Raw genomic sequence first — 24,448 nt, forward strand, 5'->3', positions numbered from 1 at the left:
TTCGGGCCCGCTGCGTCGAGCGGACCCGAGCCGGAATCGTGCCCGGGGCGGTTCTGAATGGCATGGCCTCCGGCACCGGTCAAACCATTGCGCCGGCTCCAATCTGCAATGCGGAACGGCGCGCGAACACCTACACCTTCGACCGTCGCATCCTTGACGGACCAGCCTTCGCGGACCAACATTCAAGCCAGTTGCGAACGCAAATTCTGCATTGCAGAACAGGGAGAGCGCCGAGGTGGTTCGTTACGAGGTCGATGGCGGCGTGGCCGTGCTCACGCTCGCCAACCCGCCGGTCAACGCGCTGGGCGCCGAGATGCGGGCCGCCCTCGACGGCGCCCTGGCGCGGGCTGCGGCGGACGAGTCGGTGCGGGCGATCGTGCTGGCCGCGGAGGGCAAGGTGTTCGTCGGCGGCGCCGACATCTCGGAATTCGGCAAGCCGCCCCAGGCGCCGGGCCTGCCGGACGTGCTGGAGCGGCTCGATGCCTGCCCGAAGCCGGTCGTGGCAGCAATCGGCGGCGCGGCGCTGGGCGGCGGGCTGGAACTGGCGATGGCCTGCCACGGCCGGGTCGCGGCGCCTGCGGCCAAGCTCGGCCTGCCGGAGATCAAGCTCGGGATCATCCCGGGGGCCGGGGGTACGCAGCGCCTGCCGCGACTGATCGGGCCGGACGCCGCCTTCACGATGATGCTGACCGGTGAGCCGGTCTCGGCGGAGACGGCCGCCAAGCTCGGCATCGTCGATGCCGTGGTGCTCGGCGACCTCGTGCCAGCGGCCCGCACCCGGGCCCTGGAACTGGCTGATTCCGGCGCCCTGCCGCGGGTGCGCGACCGGGCGGACAAGCTGACCCCGGAGGCCCGCCAAGCCTTCGAGGCCAAGGCCGAAGAGGCGGTCAAGCGCGATTCCGAAGCGACCAACGTCCACGCCCTGGTTCGGGCCGTGCGCGCCGGCCTGGAGCCGAGCGCGTTCGACGCGGCGGTCGCCGTCGAGCGGGCCGAGTTCCGCACGCTGGTGGAGGATCCGCGCTCCAGGGCCCTGCGCTACGCCTTCTTCGCCGAGCGCGAGGCCGCCCGGGTGCCGGGCCTGTCGAAGGACACGCCCCGCCGCCCGATCGAGACCGCCGCGGTGATCGGCGCCGGCACCATGGGCGGCGGCATCGCGATGTGCTTCGCCAATGCCGGCATCCCGGTCACCGTGATCGAGACCGAGGCCGGCGCCCTGGAACGCGGCCTCGAGCGGGTGAAGGGCCTCTATGCCGGCTCGGCCAAGCGCGGCTCGATCACCGAGGCCCAGCGCGACGCGCGGATCGGCCGGATCACCGGGGCGGTCGGCCTGGAGAACGCCGGGGAGGCCGACATCGTGATCGAAGCGGCCTTCGAGGACATGGCGGTCAAGCGCGAGATTTTTTCGAAACTCGACGGCATCGCCAAGGACGGCGCGATCCTGGCGAGCAACACCTCGTATCTCGATGTCGACGCCATCGCGGCGGTGACCGGCCGGCCGCAGGACGTGCTCGGCCTGCATTTCTTCAGCCCGGCCAACGTCATGCGCCTCGTCGAGGTGGTCCGCGCCGGGAAGACCGCGCCCGACGTGCTCGCCACCGCGCTGGATCTGGGCAAGCGCCTCAATAAGCTGCCGGTGACGGTGGGCGTCTGCTTCGGCTTCGTCGGCAACCGCATCCTGGAGCGCCGCAGCCGCGCCGCCGAGCGCCTGCTGCTCGAAGGCGCCCTGCCGCACGAAGTCGACGCCGCCGTCACGGGCTTCGGCTTCCGGATGGGGCCCTTCGCCATGAGCGACCTCGCCGGCCTCGATATCGGCTGGCGCTCCCGCAAGGATTTCGGCGGCCGGGCCCCGATCGCCGACGCGCTGGCCGAGATGGGCCAGTTTGGCCAGAAGACCGGCCGCGGTTTCTTCGTGTATCCGGACGGCGCCAGGACTGGGACCCGCGATCCCGAGGTGGAGGCGCTGATCGAGAAGACCGCCGCCGAGCACGGCATCACCCGCCGCAGCTTCACGCCCGACGAGATCGTGGCGCGGCTGATGTACCCGATGGTCAACGAGGGCGCGCGGATCCTGTCGGAAAAAATCGCGGCACGGCCCGGCGACATCGATACGATCTGGATCAACGGCTACAACTGGCCGGCCTGGCGCGGCGGCCCGATGCACTGGGCCGACACGGTCGGGCTCAAGACCGTCGCCGAGGCGCTGACCCGCTTCGCCCGGGAGACCGGCGACGACAGCCAGGAGCCGGCACCGCTCCTGCGCAAGCTTGCGGATGAAGGCGGACGCTTCGCCGACTGGAAGGCGAGCTGATGCCCTGTCGGCTCCGGCGGGCCGAGTCCCGGTTTCGAAAGGTCCGGGACCTTTCGCGGGTGCAGGGCAGCGCCCTGCTGCCGGCCTCCGTCTCGCGCATCGTCGGGGCGTCGCCCCGACACCCCACCAAAGGGCGTGACGCCCTTTGGGAACCCCAGAGGACCCCGGCATGACCGACGCGGTGATCGTCTCGACTGCCCGCACGCCGATCGGCAAGGCCCATCGCGGCGCGCTGAACCTCACCCGCGGCGCCGACCTCGCCGCCCACGCGATCCGGGGCGCCCTGGACCGGGCTCGGCTGGAGCCGGTGGCGGTGGAGGAGGTGGTGCTCGGCTGCGGCTATCCGGAGAACGCCACCGGCGGCAACGTCGCCCGCCACGCCGCCCTGGTGGCAGGGATCCCGGTGGAGTCGGCCGGCGTCACGGTCTCGCGCTTCTGCGCCTCGGGGCTTGAGGCGATCGCCAGCGCGGCCCGGCGGATCATCCTCGACGGCGTGCCGGTGGCGGTGGCCGGCGGGGTCGAGTCGATCAGCCTGGTCCAGCCGAAGGTGCAGCGGGAGCTGACCCGCAACGCCTGGTTGGAGGCGCACCTGCCGGCGATCTACATGCCGATGATCGAGACCGCCGACATTGTGGCCGAGCGCTATGGCATCTCCCGGGAGGCGCAGGACGCCTTCGCGGCGGAGAGCCAGCGCCGCACCACCGCCGCGCAGGCGCAGGGGCTGTTCGACGACGAGATCGTCCCGATGAGTGCCGTGATGGCGGTGACCGACAAGGCCACCGGCGAGACCCGGGAGGTCGAGACGCGGCTCGCCAAGGACGAAGGCAACCGGCCCGACACGACCCTGGAGGGTCTCGCCAAGCTCAAGCCCGTGCGCGGGGAGGGCGCCTTCATCACCGCCGGCAATGCCAGCCAGCTCTCGGACGGCGCCGCCGCCAGCGTGCTGATGTCGGCTGAAGAGGCGGCCCGGCGGGGCCTGACGCCGCTCGGCACCTTCCGGGGCTTCGCCTCGGCCGGCTGCGGGCCGGACGAGATGGGCATCGGCCCGGTCTTCGCGGTGCCGCGCCTGCTGGAGCGGCAGGGGCTGACGGTCGCCGATATCGACCTGTGGGAGCTGAACGAGGCGTTCGCGTCCCAGTCGGTCTATTGCCGGGACAGGCTCGGGATCGATCCCGACAAGGTCAACGTCAACGGCGGCGCCATCGCGGTCGGCCATCCGTTCGGCATGTCGGGGGCGCGGCTCGTGGGCCATGCCCTGCTGGAAGGCCGCCGCCGCGGGGCGCGCTACGCCGTGGTGACCATGTGCGTGGCCGGCGGCCAGGGCTGCGCCGGCCTGTTCGAGATCGGAGGCTGACGATGGATCTGCGCTTTACGCCGGAAGAAATCGCGTTCCGCGACGAGGTCCGCAGCTTCTGCCGGACGGAGATCCCGGCTGAAATACGAAAGACGGTGTCGGAGGGGCGCAGCCTCTCCAAGGACGACATCGTCGCCAGCCAGCGGATCCTGAACGCCAAGGGCTGGGCGGTGCCGCACTGGCCGGCCGAATGGGGCGGCCGGGATTGGACCTCGATCCAGCGCTACATCTACACCGAGGAGCTGTTCCAGGCGGCGGTGCCGCTGCCGCAGCAGTTCAACTGCTACATGTTCGGCCCCGTGCTCGCGACCTTCGGCCGGCAGGACCAGAAGGCGCGCTTCCTGCCGCGCGCGGCCAATCTCGACGATTGGTGGTGCCAGGGCTTCTCCGAGCCCGGCGCCGGCTCGGATCTGGCCTCGCTCAAGACCAAGGCCGTGCGCGACGGCGACCACTACGTCGTGGACGGCCAGAAAACCTGGACGACGCTGGGCCAGCACGCCGACTGGATTTTTTGTCTCGTCCGCACCGACTTCGCGGCCAAGAAGCAGCGCGGCATTTCTTTTCTTCTGATCGACATGAAGACCCCCGGCATCACCGTGCGGCCGATCCTGACCCTGGAGGGCCGGCACGAGGTCAACGAGGTCTTTTTCGATTCGGTGCGCGTGCCCGTGGAGAACCTCGTCGGCGAGGAAAATAAGGGCTGGGATTACGCAAAATTCCTGCTCGCCAACGAGCGCACCGGCATCGCCCGGATCGGGCTCACCAAGGAGCGGATCGCCCGGATCAAGCGCCTCGCCAAGGAGATGCCGGCGGGTTCCGGGACCATGTGGGACGACCGCGACTTCCGCGGCCGGGTCGCCGAGGTCGAGGTCGAGCTGAAGGCCCTGGAGATCACCCAGATGCGGGTGGCGGCCAAGCAGGGCCGGGCGGATTCGGTGGAGCCCGACCCCGCCTCCTCGCTCCTCAAGATCCGCGGCTCGCAGCTCCAGCAGGCGGCGACCGAATTGCTGGTCGAGCTCGCCGGCCCGTTCGCCCTGGCGGCGCCGGCCCGCGGGGCCGGGGCCAACAACCTGCCCGGCGGCTTCGACTGGGTCGATGCGGCGGCGCCGAGCTACTTCAACAACCGCAAGGTCTCGATCTACGGCGGCTCCAACGAGATCCAGCACAACGTCATCGCCAAGGGGATTTTGGGGTTGTGAGGGCAGGCGGGCCGCCAGCCGCCCCCGCCGATCCCACCCAACCCCTCATCCTGAGGTGCTCCCGCGCAGCGGAAGCCTCGAAGGAGCCCTCCAGCCAGCCGCGTGATCCCTGGCGCCCTCCTTCGAGTCCGCTGACGCGGCACCTCAGGATGAAGGGATGGGTGGGACGGACCGGATGAGCCCCGCGGCACCCGTTCGAGACGACCGGGCCAGGGACGCGACACAGGACGCGACGAGGACACCGACATGGATTTCGACCTGAACGAGGACCAGTCGCTCCTGCGCGACAGCGTCGAGCGGCTGGCGGCGGACCTGTACCCGTCGCTGGAGAGCCGGCAGGCGCGGCTGAAGGCGCCGCTCGGCTTCCCCGAGGCGGGCTGGGCGGCGTTTGCCGAGCTCGGCGTCACCGGCCTGCCCTTCTCCGAGGACGAGGGCGGGCTCGGTGGCGGGCCGGTGGAGACCATGCTGGTCATGGAGGCGGTGGGGCGCAACCTCGTGGTCGAGCCGCTGTTCGCGAGCCTGGTGCTCGGCGCGACGGCGCTCCGTCTCGGCGGCAGCGCGGCGCAGACGGAGACGATCCTGCCCGGCGTGATCGACGGCAGCCTGCGGCTCACCCTGGCCCATACCGAGCGCCAGTCGCGCTACGACCTCCACGATGTGGCGACCACGGCCCGGCGCTCCGGGGACGGGTTCCTGTTGAGCGGGGCCAAGAGCGTCGTGCCCAATGCCGACGCGGCCGGGCTGATGGTGGTCTCAGCGCGGGTCTCCGGGGAGCGGCGCGACCCGCACGGGATCGGGCTGTTCCTGGTGCCGACCGACGCCGCGGGCGTGGCGATCGAGGCCTACCCGACCCAGGATGGCGGCCGGGCCGCGGAGGTGTCGTTCTCGGACGTGGCGCTGCCGGCCGATGCGGCGCTCGGCGATCCCGAGGCGGGCCTGCCGCTGCTGGAGCGGGTGGTCGAGCACGGCATCGCCGCGCTCGCCGCCGAGGCGGTCGGCTCGATGGACACGCTCCACAAGCTGACGATCGAATACCTCAAGACCCGCAACCAGTTCGGGGTCAGCGTCGGCTCGTTCCAGGCGCTGCAGCACCGGGCGGTGGACATGCTGATCCAGCTCGAGCAGGCGCGCTCGATGGCGCTCTACGCCGCCATGATGGTGGAGGCGGAGGATCCCGCGGCGCGGGCGGCGGCGCTCGCGGCCGTGAAGGTGCAGATCAACAAGGCCTGCCGGTTCGTCGGCCAGGAGGCGGTGCAGCTCCACGGCGGCATCGGCATGACGCTCGAATATCTCGGCGCCCACCACTTCAAGCGGCTCGCCATGATCGAGTACCAGCTCGGCGACACCGCCCACCACCTGCGCCGGATCACGCAAGGCGAGAACGGCTTGCTGGCGGCGTGAGGGGCGATTTTCGCCTCACCCCATCCAAACCGCCTCATCCTGAGGTGACGGGCGATCGCAGATCGCCCGGCCTCGAAAGAGCCCTCCAGACAGCGCAGAGATTCCTGGAGCCCTCCTTCGAGGCCTCCGCTTCGCTCCGTCGCCTCAGGATGAGGGGGATGGGTGGGATGGAGGGGTCAAAAACTCAGTTGAACAGCGAGCCTACGCCACCCTGCACGCGGCTGAGGCCGGCGCGGGCGACGGCGTTGTTGGGTTCGATCACGGCGGCGCGCTGGTAGTTCTCCAGCGCCTCCTTGCGCTGGCCCGACTTCTCGTAGGCCAGGCCCCGATAGGCCCAGGAGGTCGCGTCCTTGTTGTTGACGTTGAGCGCCGCGTTGTAGTCCTCGATCGCCTTCGGGTACTGGTTGGTGGCGATCAGGCTCTGGCCGCGGGCCGCGTAGGGCGCGGACACGAACGGGTTGCGGTCGATGGCGGCGTCGAAATCGGCGATCGCCTGGGTCTCCTGACCCTGCTTCTGCTTCACCAGACCGCGGGCGTGGTAGGCCTCGGCCGATTCGGGCATCAGCCGGATCGCGACGTTGAGGTCGGACAGAGCCTGGTCGAGGTTGCCCTGGGCGCGCTCGACATTGGCGCGGCCGATATAGGCCGGGCCGTAATTCGGATCGATGCCGATCGCCTTGGTGAAGTCCTGCAGGGCGGCGGCGTCGCGGCCGACCTGGCGCTCGGCCAGCGCGCGGTTGTTGTAAGCCGAGCCCGAATTCGGGTCGATCTGGATCGCCTTGGTGAAATCCGCGATGGCGTCGTTGAACTGGCCGGACCGGGCATAGGCGGCGCCGCGGGTGTTGTAGGCGGCGGCGTCGTTCGGGTTACGCTGGATCACCTCGGTCAGCGAGGCGATGTTGACGTTGGTGGCGCCCGTGGTGTCGGTCTCCACCACCGCGTATTGCCGCGGGCCGGCGGCGCTTCCGACGGTCTCGCAGCCCGCAAGCGTCGCGGCCGAGAGCGTGGCCGCGCCGATCAGCGCGATCTTGTGTGCCAGCCCGTTGCGTACGATCATCGCCCCACTCTCCCCGGGGCACGGCCCGCATCCCGCGTGCCTAACCCCGCCCCCGATTTGTCCGTCGCCCGGCTCTACGCCGCGCCCCCTCGTCTCCGGGGCACCGTCGCGCAGCGCGGTGAATGCCGGCTTAAGGATGCGCGGTTCCGTGACCGGCCACGCCGTGGTGGAAGCTTTGGGATGTGGCGAAGGTATGGCTCGCAGCCGCGCTCAGGCCGAGTCGCGGCTTCCAACGCGCGCGCGGCCGGTCCGGTGTGTTCCCGAAGCCGCAGAACCGGGGCCGGTCAGGCCTCAGGGACGCCCCCGAGCCGGGTGACATGGCCCATCTTGCGGCCGGGCCGGGCCTCGCCCTTGCCGTAGAGGTGCAGGTGGGCACCGGGCTCGGCCAACAGCGCGGACCAGTCGTCGGCCTGGGCGCCGATCAGGTTGCGCATCTCCACCGGAAGCCCGCCGACCCGGGCCGAATCGCCGAGCGGCCAGCCGCACACCGCCCGGACATGCTGGGCGAATTGCGAGGTGGTCGCCCCCTCGATGGTCCAGTGCCCGGAATTGTGCACCCGCGGCGCGATCTCGTTGACCACCAGCCGCTCGGCCCCATCCTCGCGCACCAAGAACATCTCGACGGCGAGCACGCCGACATAGTCGAGCGCGTCGGCGATCCGCTTGGCGATGTCGAGGGCGGCGCGGGCGGTCTCGGGAGTGAGGCCCGGGGCCGGCACCCGGGTCAGGGCCAGGATGTGGTCGCGGTGCTCGTTCTCGCACAGGTCGAAGGCCGCGAAGCCGCCGTCGCGGCCGCGGGCGGCGACCACCGAGACCTCGCGCTCGAACGGCACGAAGCCCTCCAGGATCAGCGGCGCGCCGCCGAACTCGGCAAACAGCGCGTTGCGGTCGCCCTCGGCGCGCTCGCGCAGGATGCGCTGGCCCTTGCCGTCGTAGCCGAACCGGCGGGTCTTGAGCACGGCCGGCAGGCCGAGCGCCGCGATCGCCCGGTCGAGGTCGTCGGGCGTGTCGACCGCCTGGAACGGCGCGGTCGGGATCCCGAGCCCGTTGATGAATTCTTTTTCCGTCAGGCGGTCCTGCGTGGTGGAGAGCGCCTCGGCGTTCGGGTGCAGGGGCGCGTGCTGGGCCAGGATGTCGGCGGTGGCGCGGGGGATGTTCTCGAACTCGTAGGTCACCGCGTCGACGCTCCGCGCGAAAGCGGCCAGCGCGTGCGGATCGTCGTAGGCCGCGCAGGTGGTCAGGGCGCAGACGTCGAAGGCGGGGCTGTCCCGGTCGGGCGCGTAGACGTGCACCTTCAGCCCGTAATCGGCCGCCGCGAGCGCGATCATGCGCCCGAGCTGGCCACCGCCGACGATGCCGAGGGTGGAGCCGGGCTTCAAAACTGTGTCGGTCACGAAAGGGGTTCCGTCTCCGGCCGTTCGGCCACCGACGCGGTCTGGGCCGCGCGCCACGCCTCGAGCCGCTCCGCCAGGCCCGGATCCCCGAGCGCCAGCACCGCCGCGGCGAGCAGAGCCGCATTGACTGCCCCAGCCCGGCCGATCGCCAGGGTCCCCACCGGAATGCCGGCCGGCATCTGCACAATCGACAGCAGGCTGTCCTGGCCAGACAGGGCCTTGGATTCAACCGGCACGCCGAAGACCGGCAGGCGGGTCATCGCGGCGGCCATGCCGGGCAGATGCGCGGCGCCGCCGGCGCCCGCGATCACGACCTTGAACCCGTCCGCGACCGCGCCCTTGGCGAAGGCCACGAGGCGGTCGGGGGTGCGGTGGGCCGAGACGATCCGGGCGTCGTACGGCACGCCGAGCGCGTCGAGCGTCTCGGCGGCGTGCCGCATGGTCGCCCAGTCGGACTGACTGCCCATGATGATCGCGACCGGAGGCGACGCCATCGTTTGTCCCGGCAAAAGAGGGCGCTTACAGGCGGGGCGGGCTGCCGGCAAGGCGCCGTGCCGGCCCGTCCACGGCCATCAAGCGATGATGTCGGGGGTGAGGGCGTCCTCAATGTGGTAGATCCGGTCGCGCAGGGTCAGCTTGCGCTTCTTCAAGCGCTGGATCTGGAGCTGATCCCCGGCGACGCTGCGCTCCAGCGCCTCGATGGCGCCATCGAGCCCCCGATGTTCCTCGCGCAGCCGATTCAGCTCGGCTTCGAGATCCGCCGGCTGCACGTTTTCGTTCGACTCGTCCGCCATCGTCACCCGCGGGACCGAAGACCGTTCTGTGTCGAAGAGCATGCGTTACGCCCCGCCGCGGGACAAGCCGGCCTGGCAAGCATTCGTCAGGCTTGGCCGGAGAAAAGGCTTCGACAGGTGCGGCATCCTGTGCCAGTCTCCATGTGTCGGAACAATGACAGGAGATTCGACTCATGTCGCTGCAGACGCATCTGAGCCAACTCGCCCGGAAGCACGAAGCCCTCGAGCGTGAGATTCATGAAGCGATCCACAGACCTTCGGCCAACGACCTCCACATCGCCGAACTGAAGCGACGGAAACTTCTCCTCAAGGACGAAATCAACAGGCTGCAGGCCGGCAACGACACGCTGCACTGAGCCGGGTCTACCCCGTTCCAACCGCAACTCTCAAGAACGTGACGCGAGCCGTCGCATCGGTCTGCCCGGTGCGGCGGCTCGCTACGCATCCGGAGACGGAGCGCCGCTCGATCAGGCCTGCGAAGCGAAACCCGCAGTCGCGCGCTGCAAATGGGCCGTTATCTCAGGCCCGCCGTGCCCCTCGGTCTCGACGATGTGGAGACGGCTTGCCGGCCAGGCCCGGGACAGGAGCCAAGCGATCCGGGCCGGGCTGCTGATATCGCGTCGGCCATGGACGAGGACGCCCGGCACGTCGCGGATCCGGTGCATGCGCGCCAGGATCGCGTCGCCGCCGCGCAGAAAGCCGTCGTTCGACCAGTAATGCGTAACGAGCGTCGCGAACACGCGCGCCGCCTCGGGATCGGGGAAGCTGAGCGGCGCGAAGTCCGGACCCAGGGACACGTGCGTGTCCTCCCACGCGCACCAGGCGAGCGCCGCCTGCGCACGGTCGCCCGGCCTTCCTGTGGACAGCCGACGCGCATAGGCGTCCAGGATGCGCTCGCCGTCGCGGCGGCCCGACTCGGCGGCGAAACGGTCCCACGCCTCCGGAAATATCGACCCGACCCCTTCGGTGATCCACGCCACCTCCTCGCGGCTGGTGGTCGTGACGGCGCCCAGCACCAACGCGGCCACCGCCTCAGGGCAGGCTTGCGCGTAGGCGAGCGCCAAGGTCGTGCCCCAGGAAACACCCACGACAAGCCACCGCGACACGCCCAGATGCCGGCGGACGGCTTCGATGTCCGCGATCAGGGCCTCGGTGGTATTCTCGTGGAGCCGGTCCAGCGCATCGATGACGAGCGGCCTGCTGCGCCCGCAACCGCGCTGATCGATGCTGACGACCCTGTAACGGCTCAGGTCGAACAGGCGCCGATAGCCGTTCGAGCGCGGCGGCGCGCCCGGGCCGCCGTGCAGGAACAGAGCCGGCTTGCCATGGGGATGGCCGGTGATCTCCCAGTGGATGGCGTGTCCGCCGGACAGATCCAGAAGCCCCGTCGCGAAGGGCTCGGGCACGGCTCGATTCGAAGATGGGCGCAACACGGTATCCTAATCGGCCGCCTGCGCGCGCAAAAAAGCAGAATCAGCTAATCTCCGCGGGATGCCGCCGGAGAGCGGCCCCCGAGGACACACCGAGCCGATGACCACCGCCAGCCTGCCGGGTCGCTATCCCGAGATTTACAACGCGGCGCGCCGCGACCCGGAGGCATTCTGGCGCGAGGCGGCCCGGGCCCTCGACTGGTCGCATCCGCCGGAGCGCGTCTTCGCGCAGGAATCCGGCCCCTACGGCCGCTGGTTCCCGGACGGGACGCTCAACGCCTGCCACAACGCGGTGGACCGCCATGCAGACGGGGCGCGGGCGGAGCAGGCGGCGATCCTGTACGATTCCCCCGTCACCGGGACGAAGCGCAGCATCAGCTACCGGGAGCTGCGCGATTCGGTGGCGGCGCTCGCCGCGGTGCTGGCCGATCTCGGCGTCGGCAAGGGCGACCGGGTGATCCTGTACATGCCGATGGTGCCGGAGGCCCTGTTCGGCATGCTGGCCTGCGCCCGGCTCGGGGCCGTGCACTCGGTGGTGTTCGGCGGCTTCGCGGCGAACGAGCTGGCGGTGCGGATCGAGGATGCCGCCCCGAAGGTGGTGCTGGCGGCCTCCTGCGGCCTCGAGCCGAACCGGGTGGTCGCCTACAAGCCGCTGCTGGACCTCGCGATCGCCACCTCCCGGCACAAGCCGGAGGCCTGCCTGATCCTGCAGCGGCCGCAATGCGCCGCGAGCCTGGTCGCGGGCCGCGACCACGACTGGGCCGAGGCCGTCGCGGCCGCCCGGGCGGCGGGCAAGCAGGCCGCCTGCGTGCCGATGGCCGCCACCGACCCGCTCTACGTCCTCTACACCTCCGGCACGACCGGCAAGCCGAAGGGCGTGGTCCGGGATACCGGCGGCTACCTCGTGGCCCTCGCCTGGTCGATGCCGAACCTCTACGGCGTCCAGCCCGGCGAGACCTATTTCTGCGCCTCCGATATCGGCTGGGTCGTCGGCCATTCCTACATCGTCTATGCGCCGCTGCTGCACGGCTGCACCACGGTGCTGTACGAGGGCAAGCCGGTGGGCACGCCGGATGCCGGGGCGTTCTGGCGGGTGGTCGCCGAGCACGGCGTCGTCTGCCTATTCACGGCGCCGACGGCCCTGCGCGCCATCAAGAAGGAAGACCCGGCCGGGTCGCTGGTCGCCGATTACGATCTCTCTTCCTTCCGCAGCCTGTTCCTGGCCGGCGAGCGGGCCGACCCGGATTCGGTCGCCTGGGCCGAGCGCGTGCTGGATCGTCCGGTGATCGACCATTGGTGGCAGACCGAGACCGGCTGGCCGATCGCCGGCAATCCGCTGGGCCTCGGCCTCCTGCCGGTGAAGCACGGCAGCACCTGCGTGCCGATGCCGGGCTACGCGGTCGAGGTCCTGGACGAAGGCGGCAAGCCGGTCCCGCCCGGCACGATGGGCACCATCGCGATCCGCCTGCCCCTGCCGCCCGGCTGCCTGCCGACCCTGTGGGGCTCGGACGAGCGCATGCGGTCGAGCTACCTCGCCACCTTCCCGGGCTACTACGACACCTCGGATGCCGGGGTGATCGACGCCGACGGCTACATCACCGTGCTGGGGCGGACCGACGACATCATCAACGTCGCGGGCCATCGCCTGTCCACCGGCGGCATGGAGGCGGTGCTGGCCGGCCACCCGGATGTCGCCGAATGCGCCGTCATCGGCATCCGCGACGCCCTCAAGGGCGAGGTGCCCTGCGGCTTCGTGGTGCTCAAGGCCCGGGTCGACCGCGCGCCAGAGGCGATCGAGCGCGAGCTGATCGCCAAGGTCCGCGACGAGATCGGCCCAGTGGCGGCGTTCAAGCTGGCGCTGACCGTGCCGCGGCTGCCGAAAACCCGCTCCGGCAAGATCCTGCGCGCCACCATGAAGCGCATCGCCGACCACGAGCCCTGGACCATGCCGGCGACCATCGACGACGCCGCAGTGCTCGACGAGATCGACGCCAGCCTGAAGGGCAGGGGCATCGGCGCGGACTGAGTGCTGGGAATATGGGTTTCCAAAGGACTTGAAGCCCAGCCCTTTCAAGGTGTTTCCGGAAGTGCCGGAACTCCGACCAGACCCGCTTTCCTTCCACATGTGGGGAGGGGTCAGGGGTGGTGCTGGAAGAGGTTCAGCGGTCCTTTCTGCACCACCCCCACCCCTGACCCCTCCCCACAAGGGGAAGGGGACCCGCGCCTCGTCCAGAGACGTGTGAGTCTGCTCGCTCGCCGCGCGAGGCGAGGGAATCCCCGCCCACCAGAGCGTTGGCATAAGCCGGCGCCCTTGCAGAAAAGATCAGGAACCCGCCGCGCAGATCCGAGCCCGAGGCTGCGCTGCCGCACCGATCAGCCGCCGGTCTCGCGCAGCCAGTCCAGCATCCCGGCGGCGGCGGCCCGGCCGCCCGCGAAGGCGCCCTGGAGCAGGTAGCCGCCGGTCGGGGCTTCCCAGTCGAGCATCTCGCCGGCCAGGAACAGGCCCGGGTGGGCGCGCAGCATGGCGCGGCCGTCGAGGGCATCGAGCCGGACCCCGCCCGCGGTCGAGATCGCCCGCTCGATCGGGGCCGAACCGATGAGGTCGAGGGGGGCGGCCTTGATCAGCCCGGCCAGCGCCTCGGGCTCGGCCGGGAGGTTTTTTTGGCCGGCCGCCTCGCGCAGGAGGCCGGCGGCCACCGGTGAGAGCCCCGCGGCCTTGCGCAGGCGGGTCGCGGTCGAGTCACCCGGCCGCGCCCCAGACAGGCGGCGGCCCAAAGCCTCCCGGGTCAGGTCGGGGCGCAGGTCGACGCGGAGGCGGGCGCTTCCCCGGGCGGCGATCGCAGTGCGCAGGTGGCGCGACAGGGCGTAGACCGCCCCGCCCTCGATCCCGGCCTCGGTGATCACCGCCTCGCCCCGCACGACCGTGCCGTCGCAGGCGAGCGCCACCCGCTTGAGCGGTGCGCCGGCAAACCGCTCCCGGAACAGGTCGGACCACGCCACCGTAAAACCGGCATTGGCCGGTTCCAGGGGCGCGACCTCCACCCCGAGTTTTTGGAGGAGCGGCACCCAGCGCCCGTCCGAGCCGAGCCGCGGCCAGCTCGCTCCGCCCAGCGCCAGCAGGGTCGCCCGGGGCCGGATCTCGGTCGGGCCATCGGGCGTCTCGAAGCTCATCGTCAGGTGCAGCAATCCCGCCCCAGGGTCGGGATTGCTGCGTCCGGCGGACGACCGCCGCCCCGCAGTCGCGGGGGCGGATCGCGATGCAGCGCGATCCGAGGGCCCCCTCTCGGCGATCGCCGTCAGCCGGTGTCGGGTGCGGATCCGGACGCCGAGGCGGTCGAGCCGCGCCAGCCAGGCCCGCAGCAGCGGCGACGCCTTGAAGCTTGTCGGGAACACCCGCCCGCTCGACCCCACGAAGGTCGGCTCGCCGAGCTCCGCGCACCAGTCCCGCAGCGCCTCCGGGGGGAAAGCCGCGATGGCGCGGTCGAGGTGGCCGGCGGGATGGTAGCGGGCCAGAAAATCCGCGTGCGGCTCGCTGTGCGTGATGTTGAGGCCGCCGCGCCCGGCGATCAGCAGCTTGCGGCCCACCGACGGCATCCGGTCGTAGACCGTCACCGCGCGGCCGGCCTGCGCCAGCACCTCGGCCGCGGCCAGCCCGGCCGGGCCGCCGCCCACGATGGCGATGTCATGTGTGTCGTCCGGCATCCCCCTGGAGAGCGGCAGGCCGCCCTTGCCTGTCAAGACGGAAGGATCGGGGAGGGGGCGGGACAGAGAGCCGTGCGCTACGCGCCGTGCAGGTTCACCGGTGACGCGGTAGGAACCAAAACGCCCCACAGATAGGTTCTTCTCCGTTCTCCGCCTTGCGTAGATCGGCAACCTCCGCATTCGAGGATCGTCGGCGCACCCATCCTTCTCGCCGAGCTGTCCATTTCACACGGATGCGGGCGCCCGTGCAGCCGGTACCAGAGGTCAAGATACGTGGGTTCTCCCATTGCCGTCACCGGGATCGAGGCGCAACCTGCCCCCGCCGCCGCGCAAGCCCGCCTCAGCCCGGTCGAGATCCGCACGATCGTGTTCGGCCTGATGACCGCGATGCTGCTCGCGGCCCTCGACCAGACCATCGTGGCGACCGCGATGCCGACCATCGGGCTCGATCTCGGCGATGCCGCCAACCTGCCCTGGATCGTCACCGCCTATTTGCTGGCCTCCACGGCGGTGACGCCGCTCTACGGCAAGCTGTCCGATATCCACGGCCGGCGGATCATGCTGCTGATCGCCATCGCGACCTTCGTGCTCGGCTCGCTCGCCTGCGCGGTGGCCCCGACGATGGTAACCCTGGCACTCGCCCGAGGCCTCCAGGGCATCGGCGGCGGCGGGCTGATCGCCCTGTCGCAGACCATCCTGGCCGACATCATGGCGCCCAAGGAGCGGGCGCGCTACCAGGTGGTGATCGCAGGCGTGTTCGTGGCGGCCTCGGTGGCGGGGCCCCTGCTCGGGGGCTTCTTCGCCCAGCACCTGCACTGGTCGCTGATCTTCTGGATCAACCTGCCGATCGGCTTCCTCGCCTTCGCGCTGACCAACGCCAAGCTGAAGCTGCTGCCGCGCAACGAGCGCCGCCACACGCTGGACTATCCCGGCGCCGTCCTGCTAGTGCTGAGCTCGACCACCCTGTTGCTGGCCCTGAGCTGGGGCGGCGTGCGCTACCCTTGGGGCTCGGCGCCGGTGCTCGGCCTGCTCGCCCTGGCGGCCGTGCTGGGCAGCGGGTTCGCGGCGCGGCTCGCCACTGCGGCCGAGCCGCTGATCCCCACGGAGGTGCTGAAGGACCGGGTGGTCTACAGCGCCACCCTGTCCGCCTGCTTCGCGATGGGCACCTTCATCGGCCTGACCATCTACGTGCCGATCTTCCTCGAGGGCGTGATCGGGCTCACCGCCAGCGAATCCGGCGTGGCCCTGGTGCCGCTGATGGTCGGCACCGTCACCGGGGCGACGCTGTCGGGCCGGTCGATGCTGCTGTTCCGGCACTACAAGCGCCTGCCGCTCGCCATGATGAGCCTCAGCATCGCCTGCTGCGCCGTCATCGCCCTGGAGGGCCGGGCGCTGCCGTTCTGGCTGATGGAGGTGCTGTTCGCCCTGCTCTCCATGGGGATCGGGACGATCCTGCCGCTCTCCACCATCGCGATCCAGAACGCGGTGGCGCCGCACCAGCTCGGCATCGCCACCGCGGCGATGAACTTCTTCCGCTCGCTGGGCGGCGCCCTGATCGTGGCCGCCTTCGGGACGATCGTGCTCGGCGGCGCCACCGGGACCGGGCACGACGTCGAGAGCCTGATCCGCGGCGGCGATCCGGCGCTCCTCGCCGTGACCTTCCGCTCGGTGTTCGCGGCCGCCTGCCTCGGCCTGGTGGCGGCCTTCGGGTTCCTCGCCTACATGGAAGAGCGCCCGCTCGGCGAGCGTCCCGCGGCGAGGCCCGGCGGCGCACCGGCCGCCGACACCCCGTCATGAGGACCCGATCGTGGCTTGGCTGATCCTGCTCGCCGCCGGCCTGCTGGAGGTGGTCTGGGCCTACGCGATGAAGCGCTCGGCAGGGTTCACGGAGCTCGTCCCGAGCATCGTGACGGTCGCGGCCGCCCTCGGCAGCTTCGTCCTGCTGGCCTTCGCCATGCGCAGCCTGCCGCTCGGCACAGCCTACACGGTCTGGACCGGCATCGGCGCGGTCGGCGCCTTCCTGCTCGGCATCCTGATGCTCGGCGAGAGCGCGAGCCCGCTGCGGATCGCGGCGGCGGTGCTGATCGTTTCGGGCCTCGTGCTGATGAAGCTGTCCGGGGACGCCTGAGCCAGGTCCGCACCCGGCCGCCACGGCCGTGCCCTTGATTCGCCCGGTTCGCCCGCTTAACTCGCCCCTATCGGCTGCGGGCCCCTCTGGCGGGCGCTGTTCAGCGCCCGTGATGTCGGAGCCGATGCTTTCCTTCCGGAATCGCATCAGGTCCCGCACATGATGGACGTTCTCACCGTCGAATGGCTCGGTAAGCCATTGTGGATGTGGCTCGGCTTCCACGTCCTGGTCGGCTGCCTGCTGGCCTTCGATCTGGGGCTGCTGCACCGGGACAAGGAGCACGAGATCGGCGTGCGGGAGAGCCTGCTGCTGACCGGCTTCTACCTCGCGCTGGGCCTCGCCTTCGGCGGCTGGATCTGGTGGTACCTCGGCCCGCAGGCGGGCGAGGAATACGTCACCGGCCTCGTGGTCGAGAAGTCGCTGTCGATGGACAACGTCTTCGTCATCGCCATGATCCTGGCCGCCCTCGGCATCCCCCGCGCCGCCCAGCACCGGGTCCTGCTCTGGGGCATCCTGGCCGCCGTGCTGCTGCGCGGCCTGATGATCGGCCTCGGCGCGGCCCTGGTGCATCAGGTCCACTGGGTGCTGTCGCTGTTTGCCGCCTTCCTGATCTTCGCCGGCTTGAAAATCCTGTTTTCGGGGCCGGAGGAGGAGGGCGATTTCCAGAACAGCGCCGTGGTGCGCTGGATCAAGAAGACCTTCCGGGTCACGCCCGAGCTGCACGGCCAGCATTTCGCGGTGCGCCGGCCCGACCCGGCCACCGGGCGCAAGGCCCTGTGGTTCACCCCGCTGGCCCTGGCGCTGGTGCTGGTGAACGGCGCCGACGTGATCTTCGCGGTCGACAGCGTGCCGGCGATCTTCGCGATCACCACCGACACGTTCGTGGTCTACACCTCCAACATCTTCGCGATCCTGGGCCTGCGCGCCCTCTACTTCGCGCTCGCCGCGATGGTCGATCGGTTCGCCTATCTCAAGACCGCGCTGGCCTTCATCCTGATCTTCATCGGCGCCAAGATCGTGGTCGCCGACACGTTCGGGCTGATCCACGTCCAGCCCTGGGTCTCCCTGGTGGTGACCCTGTCGCTGCTGGCGATCGGCGTGTTGTACAGCCTGTGGCGCACCCGTACCGACGCCCCGGCCGCCGCAGCCGCCAGCCCGGCGCACGGGCACGAGGCGCGGGCCCATCGGGCCTGACGTTCCGGTTTCAAAAGGTCGAGACCTTTTGCGGGTCCAGGGCGGAGCCCTGGGTCGAGCGAAGCGCAATGCCATCGGGGCTCCGCCCCGATATCCGCCAAAGGGCTGAGCCCTTTGGAAACCCGGAGATATCCGACCTTATGCCGGCAGGGCGGCGATCAGGTCGCGCAGGGTAGTGATGGTCGAGGCGTCGGCCACGCCGTCCACCCGCGCCTGGCGGAAATGGCGCTGGAACGCCGTGACCACGGCGTAGGTACGCGCATCGAAGGTCCCGGTCACCGCCAAGTCGTAGCCGTAGAGGGCGAACATCGCCTGCAGCGCCTCAACGGGCTGGCCGGCATCGCCCTGGGCGAAGAACCGCCCGTCCCGCAGGCCGGCCGGCGGCACGCTATGGCCGACGCCCTCCGCTGCGAGGCGGTCCCACGGAAACGTCTCACCCGGATCCTCCTTGCGCTCGGGGGCGACGTCGGAATGGGCCAGCACCCGCTCCGGCGGGATCGGCCAGCGCCCCAGGATGTCCCGGGCCAGGGCGATCACCGCGGCGACCTGCGCGTCCGGGTAGGGCGGCAGGCCGCCGGCATGGCCCGGATGGACGATCTCGATCCCGATCGAGCGGGAGTTCAAGTCGGTGACGCCCTTCCAGGCGCCCCGGCCCGCATGCCAGGCGCGGCGCGCCTCGGGCACCATCTGGACGATGCCGCCATCCTCGAACACGAGGTAATGGGCCGAGACCTCGCTCAGCGGGTCGCGCAGCCGCGCCAGCGCGGCGGCCCCGCTCGCCATGCCGGTGTAGTGCAGGATCAGCATGTCGGGCCGCGGCCCGCGGCGCTCGCCATGGTTCGGCGAGGGCGCGACGCGGCGGGCGAGGGGGCTGTCCGGGACGAGGCTCACCGCTACCCCCGCTCCTGCACGATCCGATCATAGGCAGCGTTGATGGCGGCCAGCCGCTTCGTGGCGATCGTCACCGCCTCGGCCGGCAGGCCCCGGGCCAGCGCTCGGTCGGGATGGTGCTCGGCGACCAGCGCCCGGTGGCGGGCCTTCACGGCGGCCTCGTCGGCGTCGCGGTCGAGCCCGAGGACCGCGTAGGGGTCGTCCGGCAGCCGCACGTGCCGGGCCGCGATGCGCTGGAAGGCGGTCTCGTCGAAGCCGAAGATGCTCGAGACGGCGCGCAGGTAGCGCTCCTCGGCCTCGTGCAGCGCCCCGTCGGCGGCGGCGATCTGGAACAGGCCGTCCAGCACGTCCTCGAGGAGGGCGGGCTCGTCGCCGAAGGTCGCCGCGAGTTGCCGCGCGTAGGCTTCGAACCCGCTGGTGGTTTTCTTCGCCAGATCGAACAGCCGCTCGACCCCGGCCCGGGCAGAGTCCTCGACGCGAACAACCCGGCCGAAGGCCTCGACCTCGGAGGGCAGCACGACGCCGTCGGATTTCGCCATCTTGGCGGCCAGGGCGACCAGCCCGGTGGTGAACACCACGTCGCGGGGCGTCGGGCCGAAGGGTGCGCCGATCCGGTCGACCAGAAAGTGGCCCGCGACGCCACCGATCAGAGCCCCGAGCGGACCGCCGATGGCGAGCCCGAGCCCGGCGCCGCCGAGCTTGCCCCAAGGCCCCTGAGGCTTGGGTTGAGGCTTGGGCTGAGGCTTGTCGACCTCCTGGCTCATGGGCGGGGCGATCCCGAACGGGATCGTGGACTCGGTGCGATCATGGTCGACGGCTTTGCGTCCCGCGCCGGGGACGCCCCCGGCCGGGGCCGGGATAGCCGCTCCTCAGGCGGCGCGGAAGGGCCGGGACGCGCCCGGCCCCCGCTCCGACGCCTTAGCGGCAGTAGATGTTGCCGTAGGCGTCCTGGTAGGTGCCGTAGGGGCAGCGCGGCGCGGTCGAGGCGCCCACGATGGCACCGCCGGCGCCGCCGATCGCAGCACCCGCCAGGGCACCGCCCGCGCGGCCCGTGGCGGCGGCGCCGATGGCCGCACCGGTGAGGGCGCCGAGGCCGGCACCGCCGAGCGCGCGATCCTCCGGGGTGTTGCAGGCGCCGAGCGAGAGGGCGGCGATGGTGGCGAGGGCGGCTGCGGTCAGCTTCTTCATGGTCCCCTGATCTCCCTTGTGCATCCGGTCCGGCCGTCGGCCGTGATCGTCGCGGATCGCACTGAGCTTAGCAGCAAACCAATGCCGGCCATACGGCTAAGGTTCCCCGCGCGGCCGCGGAGTTGCGCGCGCTTCCCGTCTCGCCCTATGCCACCGCCCTGAGGCGGCGCTCCGGCCGCGGCGTCATCCCCGAGGGTCCCATGTCGAGAGCCACCACGATCGTCCGCCGGGCCGCGGTTCGCCCCGACCGCGTCGCCGACACGGTGAGCCTCGATCACGCGGCCCGGGACGCCGCCTCCGGATCCCTCGTCGGGGAGGGCGGCCTCGCCTTCGAGGTGGCGCTCGCCAAGGCGGCAGCGCTGGAGGACGGCGACGCCCTGCGCCTGGAGGATGGCCGCCTCGTCGCGATCCGGGCCGCCGCGGAGGATCTTCTGGAAGTCCGCGCCGAGAACCCGGCCCGGCTGACCCGCCTGGCCTGGCAGCTCGGCGGCAACCACGTCCCCGCCGAGATCGCCGCCGACGTCCTCTACGTCCCGGCCTCACCGGCCAATGCCGAACTGGTGCGCGGCCAGGGCTGCACCGCGAGCCCGGTCTCGCGCGCCTTCCGGCCGGAGCGCGCGGCGCACGACCACAGCACCTGCGGACACGATCATAGCCACGATCATCAGAGCCATGATCACGGGCACGGGCACGATCATGGACACGATCATGGTCATGGCCACGACCATCACGGGCACGACCATGCCGAGGCCCATGACCACGACAAGGCCCATGACCACGACAAGGCCCATGAGCATGGGCATCACGAGCACGTCCACGGCCCCGGCTGCAACCACGACCATTAGACGCCGGCCGAACCGGCTCCCGACGGCGTCCGGGCTTCCGCTGGCAGATGCCGCCGCCGTCATGGCGCCTGCACCGAAGCAGCCTCGGCCACCGCGATCCCGGCGTTGGGCATGTCGCCGGGTTGCTCCCGCGCGTGCGACGACGAGGCGGGATGATCGGGGGCCGCGATCCACCCCGTTTCGCTCTCGCATGCCGTCGGCAAGAGACGAAGACGTCCTGCCGAAGAACAGCCGCAATGAAACTACGGATTGCCGGCGATACCGCACTGTAGAAATACAAATGTCATGATATTTTGATTTATCAATTCTTCAATCATATTCGTCGCAGAATCTACATCAATTGCCTAATAATTTTTCCCATCCGTTGAATGTTGCATCCATATCACAGACTGCAGGCCAAGCTTTTGATACGAAGTCCGGGAATTCATTTCTTGGGCCACTATTTCATGCGTAAGATCGTTGCCTCCCTGACAGCCTTTACGGCATTGACGGCCGCCGCTTCTGCGGCAGACCTGCCCCGCCGGGCGTATACGCCGCCGCCGCCCCCCGTGCCGGTCTTCACCTGGGCGGGCGCTTACTTCGGCATCAACGCTGGATACATCACCTCGACCAAGGACACCGTGACGACAGCCGGCGTGTTCCCGGTCAACGACGGAGTCCGAGTCGGCAATCGTCCGGCGGCTCTGGGCCTGCCGCGGGACGGCTTCACCGGCGGCGGCCAGCTCGGCTACAATTTCCAGTTCACGCCCGGCTCCGGCTTCGTCGTCGGCGCCGAGGCCGACCTGGCCTACACCGACCTGAGCCGCACCCGCAGCACCACCGGGCGCCTCGGCGGGATCAGCACCTTCCGCGAGCTGGGCAGCTTCCTCGGGACCGTGCGCGGACGCGTCGGCTATGCGTTCGACCGCACCCTCGTGTACGGGACCGGCGGCTTCGCCTATGCGAGCGAGAGCTACCGCGGCGTCTTCCAGACCGCGGCCGGCCAACCGAGCTTCTATGGCAGCAACGCGCGCGTCGAGACCGGCTACGCGGCCGGCGGTGGCATCGAGTTCGCGCTGCCGACCGATTCCGTGTTCAACGTCTTCCATTCCAATGCGGTGACCGTGAAGGGCGAAGCGCTGTACTACGACCTCGGACGCCGCACGGTCCCGCTCGTGGCGGTCGGACCAGGCGTCGGCGCCTACGCCTCCCGCTTCCGGAACGAGGGCGTGCTCGGTCGCTTCGGCCTGAACTACAAGTTCGGCAGCTAGGGCATTCTCGGCGGAAGCTTGATCGATCCAGGCTTTCCGGTGCTCACATCCGGCCCGAGCGTCTTGCGCGTCGCGCAAGACGCGAAGGCGCCATCGCCTGGGGCTTTTGTGTCCTTCAGAGCCGCTTCGGCACCGGGCGCCGGCAATAGGCGCGCGCCTCCGTCTCCGCGAGGCCGTCCTGGGCTGACACGCACTGATCGAGGCTGAGCCCGATGCTGGCCGCGTAGGTCTGGTTCGGCGACAGGGCCTCGCAGGCGAGGCTCGCCAGGTAGACCATGAACGCGGCCGCCGCGAGGAGCAAAACGGCCACGAGGGCGCGGTTCAGCATCATGTCCACGCCCGGCCTCGCCGGCGGGTCCATGCGGCGCGTCACGGGAAGCCCACCAGGAGCTGCGCCAGCACGAGAAGCGTGAGGCCCGCGCAGATCAGCACGAGGGCGGTGCGGTCGAAGCCGGTCCGGCGCATGGCAGGCCGGCCTAGCACCCGCGGCGGGCCGGGACGGCGTCCGGCGCGCCGCTCACTGGAGCAGTCCCCACAGACCCGTGGCCAAGCCGAAGGTGAGCGACACCATCGCGGCACAGAGCAGGGCGCGATCGATGATGCGGGCGACCCGGTCTTCCGGTTGAAACTCGATCATGATGCGTCTCCCCTCAGGCCGGAGACTGGAGGCCGCCTGTTGCTGCCCTGTGTCGTCACGTCGGCGCAACCTGTCGGGGAGCGGAAATCCTCCACAGGGCCCGCGCGGACGGTCGCCTGACGGGTCCCGGCGCGTCGGCGGGGCGCAGGAACACCCCGAGCGACCCATCGTTGGGCTTACATCCCAACGAGAGACCCTGCATGACCACCGATCCGCTGCACAAATATCCGCGTCCGCCGTTCGAGGCCCAGCCGCAGAGCTTCCCGGGCAAGACCGGCCGGATGGCGCCCGAGCCCGATCACGGCGAGGACAGCTACAAGGGCTCCGGCAAGCTCACCGGCCAAGTCGCGCTGATCACCGGCGGCGACAGCGGCATCGGCCGCGCGGTGGCGATCGCCTATGCCCGCGAGGGGGCCGACATCGCCATCTCGTACCTGCCCGAGGAGCAGGCGGACGCCGAGGCGGTGAGCGGCTGGATCGAGAAGGCGGGCCGGCGCGCGCTGCTGCTGCCCGGCGACCTCAAGGACCCGGCCTACGGGCGCTCGCTCGTCGCCCGCACCGTCGAGACCTTCGGGCGCCTCGACGTGCTGGTCAATAACGGCGCGTTCCAGCAGCCGAACCAGGGCCTGGATTCCATCGAAGACACCATCTTCGAGGACCATTTCCGCACGAACGTGTTCGGCCCGTTCTACGTGACCAAGGCGGCGCTGGCCCACCTGAAGCCCGGCGCCTCGGTGATCTTCACCTCCTCGGTGAATTCCAAGCACCCGATGCCGTCGCTCCTGGCCTACAGCGCCACAAAGGGCGCGCTGAGCAACCTAGTGCTGAGCCTCGCTCAGCTGCTCGCCGAGAAGGGCATCCGAGTGAACGGCGTGCTGCCCGGCCCGATCTGGACGCCGTTCATCCCGTCCGGGATGAGCCAGGATTCGGTCAAATCCTTCGGCGACCAGGTGCCGTTCGGCCGCCCGGGCCAGCCGGCCGAGCTCGCCTCCGCCTATGTGATGCTGGCCTCCGAGGACAGCAGCTACACGTCCGGCGCGCTCATCACCGTGGCCGGCGCAATGCCGGTGTTCTAGGTCGCCAGATCCGGGTTTCCAAGGGCCCGCGGCCCTTTGGCGGGGTTCGGGGCGCGAAGCCCCGATCCATCGGTCGCGTGCCGCTCAGGCAGCCCGCATATCGGCCAGGAAGCGCACGACTTCGGCCCGGAGAGCCTCGGCGCTGCGGGTCACGTCACCCGCGGCGCTGCCGACCTCCTCGGCGACCCGGCGCGTGGCGTCGGCGGCCGTCGAGGCCGACACGACGTTCTCGCTCACCGCTCCGGTCCCCCGCGACGCCTCGTCGATGCTGCGGGAGATGTCGCCAGTGGCAAAGCGCTGCTGCTCCACGGCGGCCGCGATGGCGCTGGAGATGGCATTCATCGTGTCTACAATCTTGCCGATCGACTGCACCGCCCCGACCGCGACACCGGTCTCGCGCTGGATCGCACCGATCTGGGCGGTGATCTCCTCGGTGGCCTTGGCGGTCTGGCCGGCCAAACCCTTGACCTCGGCGGCGACCACCGCGAAGCCGCGGCCGGCCTCTCCGGCCCGGGCCGCCTCGATCGTGGCGTTGAGCGCCAGCAGATTGGTCTGCTCGGCGATCACCGAGATGATCCGCACGACCTCGCCGATCCGCTC

At 70.5% G+C, this 24,448-nt stretch carries 23 protein-coding genes; 12 read left to right on the top strand and 11 right to left on the bottom strand.

Annotated elements, in window-relative coordinates:
* The first annotated feature begins 235 nt into the window (after positions 1-235).
* The 4 genes from MKL09_RS06185 to MKL09_RS06200 all read left to right on the top strand — a co-directional run bounded on the left by MKL09_RS06185 (position 236) and on the right by MKL09_RS06200 (position 6,262).
* Complete coding sequence (locus MKL09_RS06185) at positions 236-2,308, top strand: 3-hydroxyacyl-CoA dehydrogenase NAD-binding domain-containing protein (RefSeq protein WP_244018937.1); 2,073 nt, start codon at positions 236-238, stop codon at positions 2,306-2,308.
* 169 nt (positions 2,309-2,477) lie between these two features.
* Positions 2,478-3,662 carry an acetyl-CoA C-acyltransferase gene (locus MKL09_RS06190; protein WP_244018938.1) on the top strand — a complete coding sequence of 395 codons (1,185 nt, stop codon included), beginning with the start codon at positions 2,478-2,480 and terminating at the stop codon, positions 3,660-3,662.
* Positions 3,663-3,664: 2 nt separating this feature from the next.
* Positions 3,665-4,861: an acyl-CoA dehydrogenase family protein gene (locus MKL09_RS06195; RefSeq protein ID WP_244018939.1), complete on the top strand. Its 1,197-nt coding sequence runs from the start codon at positions 3,665-3,667 to the stop codon at positions 4,859-4,861.
* Positions 4,862-5,107: 246 nt separating this feature from the next.
* Positions 5,108-6,262: an acyl-CoA dehydrogenase family protein gene (locus MKL09_RS06200; RefSeq protein ID WP_244018940.1), complete on the top strand. Its 1,155-nt coding sequence runs from the start codon at positions 5,108-5,110 to the stop codon at positions 6,260-6,262.
* A gap of 184 nt (positions 6,263-6,446) precedes the next feature.
* Here the strand turns inward: MKL09_RS06200 and MKL09_RS06205 are convergent, their stop codons facing one another.
* From MKL09_RS06205 to MKL09_RS06220, 4 genes are all read right to left on the bottom strand, one after another.
* Positions 6,447-7,319, bottom strand: a complete 873-nt coding sequence (locus MKL09_RS06205; protein ID WP_244018941.1) for a tetratricopeptide repeat protein — start codon at positions 7,317-7,319, stop codon at positions 6,447-6,449.
* A gap of 284 nt (positions 7,320-7,603) precedes the next feature.
* Positions 7,604-8,713, bottom strand: a complete 1,110-nt coding sequence (locus MKL09_RS06210) for a 5-(carboxyamino)imidazole ribonucleotide synthase (RefSeq protein ID WP_244018942.1) — start codon at positions 8,711-8,713, stop codon at positions 7,604-7,606.
* Entirely contained in the window at positions 8,710-9,207 is a 498-nt protein-coding gene (gene purE / locus MKL09_RS06215; RefSeq protein WP_244018944.1) for a 5-(carboxyamino)imidazole ribonucleotide mutase, read from the bottom strand. Before purE ends, MKL09_RS06210 begins: the two co-directional genes overlap by 4 nt.
* 78 nt (positions 9,208-9,285) lie before the next feature.
* A complete protein-coding gene (locus MKL09_RS06220) occupies positions 9,286-9,549 on the bottom strand; it encodes a YdcH family protein (protein ID WP_147857634.1) in 264 nt (87 codons plus the stop codon).
* Positions 9,550-9,680: 131 nt separating this feature from the next.
* On the opposite strand from MKL09_RS06220, the gene MKL09_RS06225 reads away from it, so the two are divergent.
* Entirely contained in the window at positions 9,681-9,863 is a 183-nt protein-coding gene (locus MKL09_RS06225; protein WP_243947087.1) for a YdcH family protein, read from the top strand.
* A 111-nt stretch (positions 9,864-9,974) separates the two neighbouring features.
* Here MKL09_RS06225 and pip read toward each other — a convergent pair whose 3' ends face one another.
* Positions 9,975-10,913, bottom strand: a complete 939-nt coding sequence (gene pip / locus MKL09_RS06230) for a prolyl aminopeptidase (RefSeq protein WP_244018946.1) — start codon at positions 10,911-10,913, stop codon at positions 9,975-9,977.
* A 124-nt stretch (positions 10,914-11,037) separates the two neighbouring features.
* Between pip and MKL09_RS06235 the strand changes: the two genes are divergently transcribed.
* On the top strand, positions 11,038-12,963 hold the full coding sequence (locus MKL09_RS06235; RefSeq protein WP_244018948.1) for a propionyl-CoA synthetase: 1,926 nt from the start codon (positions 11,038-11,040) through the stop codon (positions 12,961-12,963).
* A gap of 347 nt (positions 12,964-13,310) precedes the next feature.
* Here MKL09_RS06235 and MKL09_RS06240 read toward each other — a convergent pair whose 3' ends face one another.
* Complete coding sequence (locus MKL09_RS06240) at positions 13,311-14,639, bottom strand: NAD(P)/FAD-dependent oxidoreductase (RefSeq protein WP_244018966.1); 1,329 nt, start codon at positions 14,637-14,639, stop codon at positions 13,311-13,313.
* 273 nt (positions 14,640-14,912) lie between these two features.
* Here MKL09_RS06240 and MKL09_RS06245 point away from each other — a divergent pair, with 273 nt between their 5' ends.
* The 3 genes from MKL09_RS06245 to MKL09_RS06255 all read left to right on the top strand — a co-directional run bounded on the left by MKL09_RS06245 (position 14,913) and on the right by MKL09_RS06255 (position 17,961).
* Positions 14,913-16,436: an MDR family MFS transporter gene (locus MKL09_RS06245; RefSeq protein ID WP_244018950.1), complete on the top strand. Its 1,524-nt coding sequence runs from the start codon at positions 14,913-14,915 to the stop codon at positions 16,434-16,436.
* Between the two features lie 10 nt (positions 16,437-16,446).
* Positions 16,447-16,767 (top strand): quaternary ammonium compound efflux SMR transporter SugE, encoded by a 321-nt coding sequence (gene sugE / locus MKL09_RS06250; protein WP_244018952.1) that lies wholly within the window; start codon positions 16,447-16,449, stop codon positions 16,765-16,767.
* A 159-nt stretch (positions 16,768-16,926) separates the two neighbouring features.
* Positions 16,927-17,961, top strand: a complete 1,035-nt coding sequence (locus MKL09_RS06255; protein WP_244018954.1) for a TerC family protein — start codon at positions 16,927-16,929, stop codon at positions 17,959-17,961.
* A gap of 138 nt (positions 17,962-18,099) precedes the next feature.
* On the opposite strand, the gene MKL09_RS06260 is transcribed toward MKL09_RS06255, so the two are convergent.
* From MKL09_RS06260 to MKL09_RS06270, 3 genes are all read right to left on the bottom strand, one after another.
* Positions 18,100-18,852, bottom strand: coding sequence for an N-acetylmuramoyl-L-alanine amidase (locus MKL09_RS06260; protein WP_244018956.1), 753 nt, complete (start codon positions 18,850-18,852; stop codon positions 18,100-18,102).
* A 2-nt stretch (positions 18,853-18,854) separates the two neighbouring features.
* A complete protein-coding gene (locus MKL09_RS06265; RefSeq protein ID WP_244018958.1) occupies positions 18,855-19,616 on the bottom strand; it encodes a TerB family tellurite resistance protein in 762 nt (253 codons plus the stop codon).
* Positions 19,617-19,770: 154 nt separating this feature from the next.
* Positions 19,771-20,040, bottom strand: a complete 270-nt coding sequence (locus MKL09_RS06270; protein ID WP_243940570.1) for a hypothetical protein — start codon at positions 20,038-20,040, stop codon at positions 19,771-19,773.
* A gap of 200 nt (positions 20,041-20,240) precedes the next feature.
* On the opposite strand from MKL09_RS06270, the gene MKL09_RS06275 reads away from it, so the two are divergent.
* Both MKL09_RS06275 and MKL09_RS06280 read left to right on the top strand, forming a co-directional pair.
* On the top strand, positions 20,241-20,885 hold the full coding sequence (locus tag MKL09_RS06275; RefSeq protein ID WP_244018959.1) for an urease accessory protein UreE: 645 nt from the start codon (positions 20,241-20,243) through the stop codon (positions 20,883-20,885).
* Between the two features lie 446 nt (positions 20,886-21,331).
* Positions 21,332-22,135 (top strand): outer membrane protein, encoded by an 804-nt coding sequence (locus MKL09_RS06280; protein WP_244018961.1) that lies wholly within the window; start codon positions 21,332-21,334, stop codon positions 22,133-22,135.
* 115 nt (positions 22,136-22,250) lie between these two features.
* On the opposite strand, the gene MKL09_RS06285 is transcribed toward MKL09_RS06280, so the two are convergent.
* Positions 22,251-22,466, bottom strand: coding sequence for a hypothetical protein (locus tag MKL09_RS06285; RefSeq protein WP_244018967.1), 216 nt, complete (start codon positions 22,464-22,466; stop codon positions 22,251-22,253).
* A 506-nt stretch (positions 22,467-22,972) separates the two neighbouring features.
* On the opposite strand from MKL09_RS06285, the gene MKL09_RS06290 reads away from it, so the two are divergent.
* Complete coding sequence (locus MKL09_RS06290) at positions 22,973-23,848, top strand: SDR family oxidoreductase (RefSeq protein ID WP_244018962.1); 876 nt, start codon at positions 22,973-22,975, stop codon at positions 23,846-23,848.
* 84 nt (positions 23,849-23,932) lie between these two features.
* Here MKL09_RS06290 and MKL09_RS06295 read toward each other — a convergent pair.
* On the bottom strand, positions 23,933-24,448 hold a 516-nt coding region (locus MKL09_RS06295; protein WP_244018963.1), incomplete at its 5' end, for a methyl-accepting chemotaxis protein.

The organism is Methylobacterium sp. J-048 (assembly GCF_022829515.1).
In the GTDB taxonomy this organism is placed as follows: domain Bacteria; phylum Pseudomonadota; class Alphaproteobacteria; order Rhizobiales; family Beijerinckiaceae; genus Methylobacterium.

Coding starts and splice junctions, on each gene's coding strand:
- MKL09_RS06290 (WP_244018962.1), top strand. CDS start 22,973: ATGACCACCGATCCGCTGCACAAATATCCGCGTCCGCCGTTCGAGGCC.
- MKL09_RS06205 (WP_244018941.1), bottom strand. CDS start 7,319: ATGATCGTACGCAACGGGCTGGCACACAAGATCGCGCTGATCGGCGCG.
- MKL09_RS06265 (WP_244018958.1), bottom strand. CDS start 19,616: ATGAGCCAGGAGGTCGACAAGCCTCAGCCCAAGCCTCAACCCAAGCCT.
- MKL09_RS06285 (WP_244018967.1), bottom strand. CDS start 22,466: ATGATGCTGAACCGCGCCCTCGTGGCCGTTTTGCTCCTCGCGGCGGCC.
- purE (WP_244018944.1), bottom strand. CDS start 9,207: ATGGCGTCGCCTCCGGTCGCGATCATCATGGGCAGTCAGTCCGACTGG.
- MKL09_RS06255 (WP_244018954.1), top strand. CDS start 16,927: ATGATGGACGTTCTCACCGTCGAATGGCTCGGTAAGCCATTGTGGATG.
- MKL09_RS06220 (WP_147857634.1), bottom strand. CDS start 9,549: ATGCTCTTCGACACAGAACGGTCTTCGGTCCCGCGGGTGACGATGGCG.
- MKL09_RS06270 (WP_243940570.1), bottom strand. CDS start 20,040: ATGAAGAAGCTGACCGCAGCCGCCCTCGCCACCATCGCCGCCCTCTCG.
- MKL09_RS06225 (WP_243947087.1), top strand. CDS start 9,681: ATGTCGCTGCAGACGCATCTGAGCCAACTCGCCCGGAAGCACGAAGCC.
- MKL09_RS06280 (WP_244018961.1), top strand. CDS start 21,332: ATGCGTAAGATCGTTGCCTCCCTGACAGCCTTTACGGCATTGACGGCC.
- MKL09_RS06195 (WP_244018939.1), top strand. CDS start 3,665: ATGGATCTGCGCTTTACGCCGGAAGAAATCGCGTTCCGCGACGAGGTC.
- MKL09_RS06200 (WP_244018940.1), top strand. CDS start 5,108: ATGGATTTCGACCTGAACGAGGACCAGTCGCTCCTGCGCGACAGCGTC.
- MKL09_RS06235 (WP_244018948.1), top strand. CDS start 11,038: ATGACCACCGCCAGCCTGCCGGGTCGCTATCCCGAGATTTACAACGCG.
- MKL09_RS06275 (WP_244018959.1), top strand. CDS start 20,241: ATGTCGAGAGCCACCACGATCGTCCGCCGGGCCGCGGTTCGCCCCGAC.
- MKL09_RS06240 (WP_244018966.1), bottom strand. CDS start 14,639: ATGCCGGACGACACACATGACATCGCCATCGTGGGCGGCGGCCCGGCC.
- MKL09_RS06190 (WP_244018938.1), top strand. CDS start 2,478: ATGACCGACGCGGTGATCGTCTCGACTGCCCGCACGCCGATCGGCAAG.